Origin of the sequence: Pseudoalteromonas sp. Scap03, assembly GCF_013393115.1 — a bacterium.
Taxonomy (GTDB): domain Bacteria; phylum Pseudomonadota; class Gammaproteobacteria; order Enterobacterales; family Alteromonadaceae; genus Pseudoalteromonas.
On sequence record NZ_VDEU01000001.1, the window covers coordinates 293,619 to 307,312 of the forward strand.

The 13,694-nt window shown below is 39.3% G+C and carries 9 protein-coding genes; 7 read left to right on the top strand and 2 right to left on the bottom strand.

Going from position 1 to position 13,694, the window contains the following annotated elements; all coding sequences use genetic code 11:
* Positions 1 to 2 precede the first annotated feature (2 nt).
* From FHG08_RS01310 to FHG08_RS01335, 6 genes are read left to right on the top strand one after another with little or no spacing between them, the layout of a single operon-like run.
* Positions 3 to 1,865, top strand: coding sequence for a DUF262 domain-containing protein (locus FHG08_RS01310; protein WP_178956601.1), 1,863 nt, complete (start codon positions 3 to 5; stop codon positions 1,863 to 1,865).
* On the top strand, positions 1,858 to 4,329 hold the full coding sequence (locus FHG08_RS01315) for a DUF262 domain-containing protein (RefSeq protein ID WP_178956602.1): 2,472 nt from the start codon (positions 1,858 to 1,860) through the stop codon (positions 4,327 to 4,329). Before FHG08_RS01310 ends, FHG08_RS01315 begins: the two co-directional genes overlap by 8 nt.
* On the top strand, positions 4,322 to 7,486 hold the full coding sequence (locus tag FHG08_RS01320) for a type I restriction endonuclease subunit R (protein WP_178956603.1): 3,165 nt from the start codon (positions 4,322 to 4,324) through the stop codon (positions 7,484 to 7,486). The genes FHG08_RS01315 and FHG08_RS01320 overlap by 8 nt, the downstream gene beginning before the upstream one ends.
* Entirely contained in the window at positions 7,486 to 8,232 is a 747-nt protein-coding gene (locus FHG08_RS01325) for a M48 family metallopeptidase (protein ID WP_178956604.1), read from the top strand. The genes FHG08_RS01320 and FHG08_RS01325 overlap by 1 nt, the downstream gene beginning before the upstream one ends.
* A gap of 34 nt (positions 8,233 to 8,266) precedes the next feature.
* Entirely contained in the window at positions 8,267 to 8,788 is a 522-nt protein-coding gene (locus FHG08_RS01330) for a hypothetical protein (protein ID WP_178956605.1), read from the top strand.
* A complete protein-coding gene (locus tag FHG08_RS01335) occupies positions 8,788 to 9,087 on the top strand; it encodes a hypothetical protein (protein WP_178956606.1) in 300 nt (99 codons plus the stop codon). The genes FHG08_RS01330 and FHG08_RS01335 overlap by 1 nt, the downstream gene beginning before the upstream one ends.
* Before the next feature lie 386 nt (positions 9,088 to 9,473).
* Here the strand turns inward: FHG08_RS01335 and FHG08_RS01340 are convergent, their stop codons facing one another.
* Entirely contained in the window at positions 9,474 to 10,658 is a 1,185-nt protein-coding gene (locus tag FHG08_RS01340) for an NAD(P)/FAD-dependent oxidoreductase (RefSeq protein WP_178956607.1), read from the bottom strand.
* A gap of 307 nt (positions 10,659 to 10,965) precedes the next feature.
* Between FHG08_RS01340 and FHG08_RS01345 the strand changes: the two genes are divergently transcribed.
* Complete coding sequence (locus FHG08_RS01345) at positions 10,966 to 13,089, top strand: S8 family peptidase (protein ID WP_178956608.1); 2,124 nt, start codon at positions 10,966 to 10,968, stop codon at positions 13,087 to 13,089.
* 68 nt (positions 13,090 to 13,157) lie between these two features.
* Here the strand turns inward: FHG08_RS01345 and FHG08_RS01350 are convergent, their stop codons facing one another.
* Positions 13,158 to 13,631 carry a peroxiredoxin gene (locus FHG08_RS01350; protein WP_178956609.1) on the bottom strand — a complete coding sequence of 158 codons (474 nt, stop codon included), beginning with the start codon at positions 13,629 to 13,631 and terminating at the stop codon, positions 13,158 to 13,160.
* Between the last annotated feature and the right edge of the window lie 63 nt (positions 13,632 to 13,694).

Sequence of the window (13,694 nt, forward strand, 5' to 3'; positions counted from 1 at the left end):
GGATGTCTGAATGTAACGAATTAGAATTAAAGCCCATTAACGATTTATTGGAACTGTCGTTTTTCATTCCCGCCTACCAACGTGGTTATCGTTGGTCTAAAAGGCAGGTTACTGAACTGCTCGATGACATTAAAGAGTTTCAGCAGCAAGCAGAAAATAGCAATAAGAACGCTTTTTATTGCTTACAGCCTATTGTGGTAAAAAAACATAATAGCGATTGGGAATTAGTCGATGGTCAACAGCGACTGACCACCATATATATCATTCTAACGTATTTAAAAGACATCCTAGCCTTACTTGGTAAATCTCGTTATCAATTGAGCTATGAAACACGAGAAGAAAGTGCTGAGTTTCTTCAGGATATTAATGAAGATCGTGGCGAAGAAAACATCGACTTCTTCCATATTGTACAAGCTAAAAAAGCAGTAGAAGAATGGTTTGATGCACAAGATGGCACATATAAAGTTAACTTCATTCAGACATTACTAGGCCCCCACGACTCAAAGAAAAGTGTTCAAGTCATATGGTATCAAATTGACGAAACTGAAAATGTAACCGAGGTGTTTACTCGGCTGAACATGGGTAAAATCCCACTAGTAAATGCCGAGCTTGTAAAAGCGCTATTTTTAAAGTCGAGTAACTTTGCCCTAGATGTCAATGATTCCGATATAAAAAAACCAATTCAAGATCTTCAGCAATTAAGAATTTCTCAAGAGTGGGATGCCATTGAAAAACGCTTACAAGATGACGCATTTTGGTATTTCATTAGCAACAAATCTATTACCACCAATCGTATCGAGTTTGTGCTGGATTTGGCATCTAGAAACCTTAATGATGAAGGCATTCTAGACACTGACAAGTTGAAAATATTTCTGACGTTCAACCGACTGCTTTCGAATAGCGGTGATAAAGATAAACCTGTCGATGTTGCTCGTGAATGGCTAAAGGTAAAGCAATGCTTTATGACGCTAGAAGAGTGGTATAACGACCGTGCTTTATTTCACTTGATTGGCTATTTAGTCTCGCAGAAAGTTTCTATCTCCCATATTTTCGAATTACATCAAGAGGCCCTCACAAAGTATGATTTTCGACAGTCATTGTTAAAGTTAGTCTTCAGTAAGACCTTTAACGGTAGAGAAATAGATACGTTATCTCAAGAATGGCTAGATGAGAGACTAAACTCACTCACTTATGAATCTGGAGCGCATAAACTCAGACCAATACTATTGCTATTCAACGTAGCTAGCTTACTTGCCAACCCTGCGACCAATGCGCGTTTTCAATTTGATAAATATAAATTAGACAGTTGGGATATTGAACATATCCGCTCAGTGGCATCCGATATGCCAAATAGTAAAGACAAGCAAAAGGCATGGCTTGAAAACGTTGTTGCATATATTTCCAGCGATGAATCCATAGAAGTTGAGGAGTCTGACACTGATGCAAATAATGAAGAGCTATCTATCAAGCTTGAAGCAAAAGAGTTACTGCTAGCAACCAACTTCAATAATGATCATTTTGAAGCTGTGTACGACAAGGTACGAGCGCATTACGACCCTGATGGTAATGAAGATGTAGATAACTCAATTGGCAATCTAACCTTGCTAGATAGCAGAACTAACCGTAGCTATCAAAATGCGGTATTTCCGATTAAACGAGCGAGGATTATCGCACTAGATAAAAAGGCAACCTTTGTTCCGCTATGCACTAAGAATGCGTTTCTTAAGTATTACAGCAAACAGGTAGATAAGATGCTGTATTGGGAAGCGAAAGATAGCGAGGATCATCAAAGGGCTATGGTAGAAATGTTACTCGGTTTCTTTCAAGGAGTAGGTGTTCATCAAAAGGAGTTAGGACATGAATAAGGGAAAAAGCTTAACATTTTACGGTCTATTTGATGTTGTTGAAGCGATAGAAATTCCAATATTACAGCGTGATTATGCACAGGGTCGAAAAGAAGAAGATGAAGTTAGAACACTGTTTTTAAATTCATTATACCAAGCGCTAAATAACAAAGATGACTCACGCCAGCCTTTAGATTTGGACTTTGTTTACGGAAATTTTGAAGAGGGACAAAGTAAGGCTTTCTCTGTTCTTGACGGGCAGCAGCGCTTAACGACTCTATTTTTATTGCATTGGTACTTAGCAATACAACATGGTCATATTGCAGAATTCAGAGAACGGTTTGTCACTGATGAACAACGATCTCGCTTTACTTATAAGACACGTCCAAGCACAACCGAGTTTTTTGATGCATTAACCTCCAAAGATATTGAAATATCGAATGCAACAATAAGTAAGCAGATTAAAAATAGTCAGTGGTTTTATTTATCGTGGCAACAAGATCCAACCGTACAAGCTTGTTTGAATATGCTTGATGCAATTCAAGCATTGTTTTCTCAAAGTGATGTCAATTTGTACGAACGAATCACCAATACAACTGAACCTTACATTACCTTTCAGTTTTTAGACCTTCATTATTTTGGTTTGTCAGATGAGCTTTATATAAAAATGAATGCTCGTGGTAAGCCGCTTACAATATTTGAAAATTTTAAAGCCAAGTTAGAACAAAAGATAAAGTCTTTTGAGAGTGATTGGCCTGAGTACACATTGCCTTTTCAAGACAGTGTTAGCGGTTATAATTACTTCATACATAAGATAGATACCGACTGGGCCGATTTGTTCTGGCCCTATAGAAATTTTTTCTCAATTGACGATACCTTTGATGATGAATTGATGAATTTCATTCGACTCGTTATCGCCTATCAATACCTTGTTGATCATAAAGATTCCCCTATGGACCTTCATGTAAATAGTGGCGAACTCTTTGGTCGAAACGGGAGATTAGAACCCCTTACACTGTCCCAATATGAAGAGTTAGGTTGTTTAAATAAAAAGTTCATTATCCGGCTAATTAGTTTCCTTGATCTCATCTATAGAGGTGGATTGGTCGAGAATAAAATAAACAGCTACTTAGACACTGATAACTACTACAACGAACACAAAACATTCAAGAACGTATTGAAAAACGATGCTAGCTACGATGATAAACTCAGATTTTATGCGTTTTACAACTATGTGGCAAAATCACCCACTGATGAAGAGTTGAAGGAATGGTTAAGAGTAATCTTTAATTTAACCGACAACACCATTATCAATACCGCAGATGAGTTTAATAAAGCACTGTTTGCAATAGACAACCTTTGCCAGCACGATAGCCCTATATTAGAAACACTAGCTAATGATGTTGAAATATCAGGTTTTACAGGTGCTCAGATAGTCGAAGAGAAGATCAAGGCTCATCTGCTGCTAAGGTCTAGTGAATGGAGAGAAGCAATTACCAGTGCAGAGCAACATTCATTTCTGACAGGCCAGATTGGCTGTATTTTAAATTTTGCTGAAATCCTAAGTTATTACCGTGAACACAATCATTGCAACTGGAGCGCTGAAGAAAATGTCGAGTATTTAAGTAGCTTCACACGATATTCTAATGCGATTCAACGTGTATTTGATCGAATTGAAAGCAGCTCAGCACCAATTGATTATTTGTGGGAAAGGTCGGTATTAAGTAAAGGTGAATACTTCACCGATAAACGAGGCGACAAATACAATATGCTGTCTTCTCGCGATACTAGAAACAATATTCCTCGTGATCATAGTTGGAAAAGGTTACTACGGTTCGGCACAGCTTCAATTGAGCAAAAACAAAGTTACGTTAAAGCAGTGCTAGATGACCCGTTATTTAATGTTGAAGAAATACAAACATCACTTTCTACTATTTGTTCCATTGCTATTAAGTCTGAAGAAATTGAGCCTTGGAGAAAAGCATTAATTCAACATAAAGAGTTACTCGCGTATTGCCAGCAAGGCTTTATTGAGAAAAATAACTCTGAATTTGTATTACTTGGACAATCACAGCGAAATCATACGCATATTGAACTTTTCACTAAAGTACTAGAACTAGAGCTATCTCAAGACAATAGCTTGATAGCACCTTTTTCATTGTTAAGGTACGAGCCAGTTAAGTCGCGTGAAGAAAGTGCGCATTTGAAATTAACCGGTTTTGTTCATAATGAACAGCGATATCAAATAGAGATCCATAAAACAGGTAGCTGCTTCGATATTAGAGTCAAAGGTGGTGAAATCGAAAATGCACCAGAGACTTTAATGGATTTACTAGAGAGTGAAGGATTTGAATTGAGTGGCAGGGCATTGCCTAGCCTCGACTTTTACAAATACTACAGTGATAAAAATCAGAAAAGTATTGAAGATGTAAAATTAAAGATTCAAAAACTATGCGCAAGTTTAAAGGATTTAGACGATGAGTAATGTTGGTCAATTAGAACGTAAAACCCAAAACCGCGTAGTTAAGTTTTTTAAAGAACAACTTGATTACGATTACCTAGGTAATTGGGAGTACCGTGAAGGTAACAGCAATATAGAAAAAGACTTGCTGACTAAATGGCTCAAAGGTCGCGGAACTTCTGATGCTCTGATTACCCGCACATTACGCCAACTTGATACTGCCGCAGCCCTCGGTGAAGGTAAAAAGCTCTTTGATGCGAACAAAGATGTTTATCGCCTTCTGCGTTATGGCGTAAAAGAAAAAGAAGGTACAGGTGAGCAAAACCAAACTGTTTGGCTAATAGACTGGAAAAACCCAGAAGCTAACGACTTTGCTATTGCTGAAGAAGTGACCGTAAAAGGTGAGCAGATCTCTCCTAAAACCAAGCGCCCTGATATCGTGATTTATGTTAATGGCATCGCGCTGGGCGTGATTGAATTAAAACGCTCTTCAGTGTCAGTTAGTGAGGGCATTCGCCAGAACTTAGACAACCAAAAGAAAGCGTTTATTCGTAACTTCTTTACCACTATGCAGCTAGTAATGGCAGGCAATGACACCCAAGGTGTCCGCTATGGTACGATTGAAACATCTGAAAAATACTATCTTGAATGGAAGGAACCGGAAGGCGCTGTTTGCTTGCCACTTGCGCAGGTAGCAACAGAAACACCGTTAGATAAACATGTCGCGCAGCTATGTGATAAAAAACGCTTCTTACAGCTTATTCACGATTTTATTGTTTTTGATGCAGGGGTGAAGAAGACCTGCCGACACAATCAATTCTTTGGTATTCAAGCCGCTAAAAAGCACGTTAAATCAAAACAAGACGGGATTATTTGGCATACCCAAGGCTCAGGCAAAAGCCTAACGATGGTGTGGTTAGCTAAATGGATTCGCGAGAACGTTACTGATTCTCGTGTGCTAATTATTACTGATAGAACAGAGTTAGACGAACAAATAGAAAAAGTATTCTCAGGTGTTGATGAAGAGATCTATCGCACAAAAAGCGGACGGGATTTAGTTGCCACGCTTAATCAACCGAACCCTTGGCTATTCTGCTCACTCGTGCATAAGTTTGGTCGAAATGGCGAAGCGCTAAGTGATAAAGAAAGTGAAGAAGACGATAATAAAGCGACAAAACACTATCTTGAAGCATTAACCAAAAACCTGCCAACTGAATTTGCAGCAAAAGGTAACTTGTTTGTGTTTGTTGATGAGTGTCATCGAACTCAATCAGGCAAGCTGCACGAAGCGATGAAAGCCATTTTACCAGAGGCCATGTTTGTTGGTTTTACTGGTACGCCATTAATGAAAAAAGATAAGAAAAAGTCCTTGGAGGTCTTTGGTCCATATATCCACACCTACAAGTTTGATGAAGCCGTTAGTGACGGTGTGGTACTCGATCTGCGTTATGAAGCAAGAGATATTGATCAACATTTAACTTCAGAGAAAGGCGTTGATACTTGGTTTGATGCAAATACTCAAGGCTTATCTAACCTAGCCAAAATGCAGCTCAAACAAAAATGGGGAACCATGCAAAAAGTACTCTCCAGTAAGTCTCGACTAGAACGCATTGTGATGGATATATGGCTGGATATGAAAAGAAAGCCTGCACTAATGTCTGGTAGAGGCAACGCTATGTTGGTGTGTGCCAGTGTCCATCAAGCCTGCATGGTTTATGAGATGTTTTCTAAAACAGATCTTGCTGGTAAATGTGCGGTAGTGACCAGTTATCAACCTGCTGCAAGTTCGATAAAAGGTGAAGAATCTGGTGAAGGGTTAACCGAAAAACTGTTTAAGTATGAAACTTATCGCAAGATGTTAGCTGATTACTTTGAGCAAAGTGAAGATGAGGCCGCTAAGCGTGTGGAGGAGTTTGAAAAAGCGGTTAAAAAGCGCTTTATCGAAGAACCGGGGCAAATGCGCCTACTCATTGTGGTCGATAAACTGCTAACTGGCTTTGATGCCCCCTCTGCCACTTACCTTTATATCGATAAAAAGATGACTGACCACAACCTATTTCAAGCAATCTGCCGTGTAAACCGTCTAGACGGTGAAGATAAAGACTACGGTTACGTTATCGACTACAAAGACTTATTCCGTTCACTTGATAAAGCCATTAAAGATTACACAGCCGAAGCGTTTGATGGCTACGATGCTGACGATGTTAAAGGGCTTTTAAAAGATCGATTGCAAGAATCTCGTACTGATTTAGATAATGCGCTGGAAGCAGTACGAGCGTTATGCGAGCCAGTAAAAGCACCAAGAGACATCAAAGACTTCCAACATTATTTTTGTGGTGAGTCTGGTGTTGAATCAAAGGATGAAAATGAGCGCACAGAAAAAGAAGCACTACGTTTAACTCTATATCAATCAGTAGCTAAGCTCATCCGAGCTTACACTAACCTTGCAAATGAAATGGAGCAAGCTGGTTACACCTTTGAAGAGGCTGAAAATATTAAGAAAGAAGTCGCGTACTTCGAGAAGGTTCGTGACGAAGTTAAGCTTTCCAGTGGCGACTTACTCGAAATGAAGCGGTTTGAGCCTGCTATGCGTCAGTTACTTGATATGTATATTCGAGCTGATGACAGTGAATTACTGATGGATTTTGAAGAGTTCGGCTTGATTGATCTAGTGGTAAACAACAACGGTAAAGACTTAGAAGATTTACCTGAAGGCTTGCGTAACAATGAAGATGCAATGGCAGAAGCCATTGAAAACAATGTTAGAAAAACCATCGTTGATGAAAATCCAGTAAACCCTAAATACTTTGACAGCATGGCAACCTTGCTGGATGAGTTAATTAAGCAGCGAAGAGAGCAAGCTATTAGCTATCAAGAGTATCTTGAACAGATACGAGCACTCGCTAAGAAAGTGGTAAACCCAACTGAAAATAGCAATCAAAGCTATCCCACTTCTGTTGATACACCAGCCAAACAAGCAATTTACAACAACTTCGGTAATGATGAAGTACTTACTACTAAAATTGATACTGCTGTTCGTTATACCAAGAAAGCTGATTGGCTTGGGGATCGATTTAAAGAGCGTGAGATAGCCAACGCGGTGCGAGAAGAGGCAGCAGGTTATGACATCAATATTATTGATATCATGAAGCTAATTAAAGCTCAGAAGGAATACCATTAGTGCGTCATACCAAAAGCAATGCAGAGAGTATTGAAGTAGTTCGTATTGGCGACATTGATGTAGAGCTAAACCGCAGAGCTATTAAAAACATTCACCTAAGTGTACTGCCGCCTAATGGCAAAGTGCGCTTGTCGATCCCTAATGATACGAGTGAACAAAAGGTAAGGCTGGCAATCGTAAATAAGCTTGCTTGGATTAAAAAACAGCAAGCTGACTTTGCAGGACAAGAGCGCCAATCTGTACGTGAAATGGTCAATGGTGAATGCCACTATTTATGGGGTAATAAATACCGTTTAAAGCTTATAGAGGCAAAAGGCGGATATAGTGTTACCGCTAGAGGCAACGGTAATTTAGTGCTAGCTGTCGCTGAAAATACGTCAACCGATAACAAACTCAAACTGCTTAACCGTTTCTATCGAGATGAAATGCAGCGCTCACTTGAAAAATTATTACCTCAATGGGAAAAAAAACTAGGTGTAAACGCTGGTTCTCTCAACATCAAAAAGATGAAAACCAAATGGGGAAGCTGCAATATTCAAGCTAAGCGAATTTGGCTTAACCTTGAACTAGCTAAAAAACCTCCTGAGTGCATGGAATTCATACTTGCCCACGAATTAGTTCATTTACTAGAGCGCCACCATAACGAAAAGTTCCGCTCACTCATGGACAATCATATGCCAAACTGGCGTGAACGCAGAGACTTGCTTAATAGCTTGCCTCTGGCCTATGAAGACTGGAGTTATTAGAAACTAATGAAAGCCAAATGTAAGGAAGCCTGAGTTGGAACCTGACAACTTAAATACCGCGAACATCATTTCCATAATTGCATTGATAGTCTCAATTCTTTCAGGGCTGGCGGTTGCTTTTTTCTCCGCATGGATTACGTCAAAATACCAAAGCAAAATAAAAGCGATGGACTCTAGAAAAAAATTAATTGAAGATTTTTATGGCCCTTTGCTATCAATTCTTACTGAAAATGAAATGCTATACAAAGAATTTGGTCCCAATAAGTTTATAGGACGAACTGCTGAAGTAGCTAATGCTAAAGGAGAAACATGGAATTCACTGAAAGATAAAGTAGTAAAACCTAACCTTATGCAAATTAGGCAACTAATTCAAAAACATTGGCTTCAGTCTGAGGCAGAAAATAAAAACCACCTCAAAGAGCTATTTTTTCACTGTTCCGCCTTCTGTGAATATGATGACTCTCCAAATGAGATGTACTCAAAATACAAATACAAGCCTGAATGGAATACATTAATCAAAAATGAATCTGACAGTTTAAAAAAGGAAACAAAATAATGAGTAGTAGTATTTACTGGCTTAGGAAGCAACTAGACCAAAGCTCAAAGTTTATAGTTATAGATGAAAATATTGGAGAGTTTGAATTTCAAGGTAAGACTTTAAAAGTTTATTGTCCTACAACAAGTGAATATGAAATTAACGTAGATGTTGTTTTGAGTGCATTAAGAAAAGGCGCTGACATCGTTACTTACCCGACAACATGGTGCAAAGCCACAAGAGAAGCTATTACTCACGGAAAATCTCTCAGCATAGAGGTGATACCCTTTGGTAAATTCTTAGAGGACTATAGAAATTAATAATACTGAATTTTATCTTTTTGGTTCCTTCCTAAAAACACCTAACTTTAAAGATATTGATGTTTTGATTGTTGTACCTGATGTTTGTGATCTAGAGGGAGCTAATAAATATATATCGTCACTAAAAGCAAAATACGCTTCTTCTATGGTCCATACTCATATCTATATAAAAAGTGAATTTTTAAACCCTAGAAACAAGTTTTCTTACAAAGATGTCAATCATCAAATAACGTCAGAGGAGTTCGTCGAATTGTTCAAAGTTAAACGTCCTCTATAATGGAATGGCTACTGAATCAATATGAGACAAACTAATCAACAATCTCACTTTTTATTAGATTGTTTCTTTTTCTATTAGAATGTCTCATTTTTTAATAGCAGAATACATTTTACGCGTATTGCCCAGCGGCAAATCCACAGCTCCACGCGTATTGGAAATTATAGCCTCCTAGCCAACCCGTTACATCGGTCACTTCACCAATAAAGTATAAACCTTTGGCTTTTTTAGCCTCAAATGTTTTTGAGCTTAGCTCATCGGTATCTACACCACCTAAAGTCACTTCTGCGGTTCTGTAACCCTCAGTACCATTTGGCTTAATTTGCCACGCATGAATATAATCAGCAAGCGCATCAATTTGGCTATGCGTTAGCTGATTAATATTGCAATCAGGAATAGCTTTACTGTTATGGAGTATTTCAACAAAACGCTTAGGAAGGATAGTAGCGAGGCTATTTTTTAACGATTTTTGCGCTTGCGTTTCTCGCCAATCGGCTAGCTGTTGCTTTAAATCGAGTTCAGGTAATAAATTGATCGTCACCGCCTGACCTGCTCGCCAAAATGAGCTTATTTGTAATATGGCAGGCCCGGATAAGCCGCGGTGAGTAAATAGAATATTCTCTTTAAATACAGTACCATCTTCGCTTGCAACTTCACAAGGAATACTAATGCCAGAAAGCCCTTCAAAACGCTCTTTATCGTGTTGATGTAAGGTAAAGGGAACTAAAGCAGCCATCGTCGGCAATACCTTTAAACCAAATTGCTCTGCAATTTTATAACCTATTGGCGTCGCGCCAAGTTTAGGCATAGTTAAACCGCCCGATGCGACAACTAACGACTCGCAGGTCAGAGTTTCTTGCTCAGTTGTGACACTGTAACCTGTTGCTGTTTTAGCTACATTTAACACTTCGCTGCGTAGTTTAATTGTAACGCCAGCCCACTCACATTCGGTTAGTAAAATATCAACAATGTCTTGTGCGCTATTGTCACAAAATAATTGTCCCAATGTTTTATGGTGATACGCCAAACCATGTCGGTCTACAAGCTCTACAAAGTCATGTTGGGTATAACGACTTAAGCACGACTTTACAAAATGGGGATTAGTGCATAAATAGTTATTAGGGCTCGCATTTTCGTTAGTAAAATTACATCGCCCGCCACCACTAATTAAAATTTTACGTCCTGGCTTTTTACCCATATCAAGCACTGTAACACTTCGGCCGCGATATCCTGCTTGTGCTGCACACATTAAACCTGCAGCTCCGGCACCGATCACTATCACATCAAGGTGAGTCATTTGGTCATCTCTTAAAAACTTTGGTGAATTATAACAAAGTTTCGGTAACAACAAGATAGCTGTTATATTGTTTTTAATTTATCAATAAAGATTAAATAATGATAAAAAACACCAAAAAAATCTAATACATTAGGATCGTCAACATAATAAAAACAAATACAAAACGACTGAAAGCTTACTAAATTCACGGTTATAACTAAATGAGATAGGCACATACGTATTTAATATTTCAAAATTATTAACAGATCATTTACCTTTGTACCCGCTTTGTGGCTTTCCACAAATAATAATAAAACTAAGGGTAATTATGACTTCTAATAATTCATTTAAAAAATGCGCTGTTGCGCTAACAATAAGTACACTATTTGCAGCCAGCTCAAGCATGGCAAATCCAGCACAAGCAATCGCACCATCAATGGCTGAAACCTCAGTTAAAATGCAAAATCAAAGTGGGTTTGAAACTCAGTTCATTATCAAATATAAAAATAATAGCGATATGATGAACGTATCAACAGCTGAAGCATCGCCTGCAATGATGAACAAAAAAGCGCAAAGCTTTGTAAAAAACTTCACCTCAAAAAAAGGTAAAGTTAAAGCTAAATATATCCGCGCAATGGCATTAAATGATCATCACGTAATGCGTGCCGACAAAAAGCTCAATGCTGAAGAAGCACAACAGTTTATGCAAGAAATGGTCAATTCAGGCAATGTTGAATACATTGAAGTCGATCAAATGTTAAAGCCATTTGCAACACCAAACGACCCTCGTTATGGCGACCAATGGCATTACTATGAGCAAGCCGGTGGCCTAAATCTACCAACAGCCTGGGATACTGCTACAGGTAGCGGCGTGGTTGTAGCTGTTCTTGATACTGGTTACCGCCCACATGTTGATTTAAACGCCAATATTTTACCTGGCTACGATATGATCTCTAATCTATCAGTCGCTAATGATGGCAATGGCCGTGATAACGATGCTCGCGATCCAGGGGATGCTGTTGCAGCCGGAGAATGTGGTGATAATGGAGCACAAGGCTCTAGCTGGCATGGTACTCACGTAGCAGGCACAGTCGCTGCTGTGACTAATAATGGTGAAGGCGTTGCTGGTGTTGCTTACGACGCCAAAGTAGTGCCAGTACGTGTATTAGGTAAATGTGGCGGCTTGACCTCAGATATTGCTGACGGCATTATTTGGGCTTCAGGCGGAAACGTATCAGGTACATCGACAAACCCAAACCCTGCAGATGTTATAAACATGAGTTTAGGTGGTGCAGGTACATGTAGCTCAACGACTCAAAATGCGATTAATACTGCACGTAACAACGGCTCTGTTGTTGTAATAGCTGCAGGTAACGATAACGATAATTCTGCAAACTACAACCCGGGTAACTGTAATGGAGTTGTTAATGTTGCATCAGTTGGTCGTAACGGTGGCCGCGCATATTACTCAAATTATGGTAGCAATATTGATGTAGCAGCACCGGGTGGCGCACAAAATTTTGCTAATGATTCTGAAGGTGTTTTATCTACTTACAACTCAGGCTCAACAACACCATCAAGCGACAGCTATGGTTTTTCGCAAGGTACATCAATGGCCGCCCCTCATGTTGCAGGTGTAGCAGCGTTAATCAAACAAGCAAAACCAAACGCGACACCTGATGAAATAGAAAATATTTTAAAAACAACAACTCGTGCATTCCCAGCAACTTGTACTAACTGTGGCACAGGCATTGTTGATGCTGCCGCTGCTGTTGCAGCAGCCTCTGGTGGTACACCACCGCCAACATCAGGTGATAATGAGCTTATTGATGGGCAAGCGAAAACAGGCTTAAGCGGTGCGACAAGTACACAAAACTTTTACACTATGACAGTCCCAAGCGGTGCTACTAATGTAACTTTCACAATGAGTGGTGGTACAGGTGATGCTGACTTGTATGTACGTGCTGGTAGTAAACCGACAACAAGCACTTATGATTGCCGTCCTTACAATGAAGGTAACAGTGAAGAGTGTTCTATCGATAACCCAACTTCAGGTACTTATCATATAATGCTAAACGGCTACTCAGCCTACACTGGCGTTAGTTTAGTCGGTAACATCACAGGCGGTTCAGACTCAGGCACACCACAAGCGGGTGGCGGTACAGTATCTGATGTTTCTGCAACAGCAGGTCAGTGGAAGCATTACACGCTAGAAGTTCCTGCTGGCATGGCTAACTTTACTGTAACAACATCAGGTGGCACTGGTGATGCTGACTTATTTGTAAAATTTGGTAGTCAGCCAACCAGCTCAAGCTATGATTGCCGCCCATTTAAAACTGGTAACGCCGAAACATGTACATTTAGCAACCCTCAAGCAGGCACATGGCATTTAAGTGTTAATGCGTATCAAACCTTCTCAGGTTTAACGCTAAGTGGTCAATACCAGCCATAGTCCATCTACTCTTTTAATAAAAAGCCGATATATATGTATCGGCTTTTTTACTGATAAACGCAGATTAGTTATAGTTTAGCTAAAACGACTTCAGCGCTACTTATTACAAATTCTTTTTCTTGCTCGACAAATAATTGGTTAACAACACCACTATCTACAACCATAGCGTAACGTTTCGAGCGCAAACCACCAAAGCCTGCGGTATCTTTTTCAAGACCTAAAGCACGAGTAAAACTGGCATCGCCGTCTGCCAGCATATCTATATGCTCTGCATTTTGTGACTCACCCCATGCTTTCATCACAAATGCATCATTTACCGATACACAGTAGATAGCGTTAATACCCTTAGCCTTAATTTTATCGGCTAGCGCGATATAACCAGGCAAATGAGCATTCGAACAAGTGGGTGTAAAAGCACCAGGCACCGCAAATAACACAACTTTTTTATCTGTAAATAATTCATTATTAGTGAGTGTTTGCATACCTTTATCACTAAGCTGAGATAAATTTACTGCAGGTATTGTCTGACCTAGCTCTATCATATTAATTCCTTAGGGTAATTAAATAGTCTTTTAGCATACAGATTAATATTTAATTCGTCTTCG

Excerpts from the sequence above, each read along its gene's own strand:
- FHG08_RS01310 (WP_178956601.1), top strand. The coding sequence starts at position 3 with ATGTCTGAATGTAACGAATTAGAATTAAAGCCCATTAACGATTTATTG.
- FHG08_RS01315 (WP_178956602.1), top strand. The coding sequence starts at position 1,858 with ATGAATAAGGGAAAAAGCTTAACATTTTACGGTCTATTTGATGTTGTT.
- FHG08_RS01320 (WP_178956603.1), top strand. The coding sequence starts at position 4,322 with ATGAGTAATGTTGGTCAATTAGAACGTAAAACCCAAAACCGCGTAGTT.
- FHG08_RS01335 (WP_178956606.1), top strand. The coding sequence starts at position 8,788 with ATGAGTAGTAGTATTTACTGGCTTAGGAAGCAACTAGACCAAAGCTCA.
- FHG08_RS01340 (WP_178956607.1), bottom strand. The coding sequence starts at position 10,658 with ATGACTCACCTTGATGTGATAGTGATCGGTGCCGGAGCTGCAGGTTTA.
- FHG08_RS01345 (WP_178956608.1), top strand. The coding sequence starts at position 10,966 with ATGACTTCTAATAATTCATTTAAAAAATGCGCTGTTGCGCTAACAATA.
- FHG08_RS01350 (WP_178956609.1), bottom strand. The coding sequence starts at position 13,631 with ATGATAGAGCTAGGTCAGACAATACCTGCAGTAAATTTATCTCAGCTT.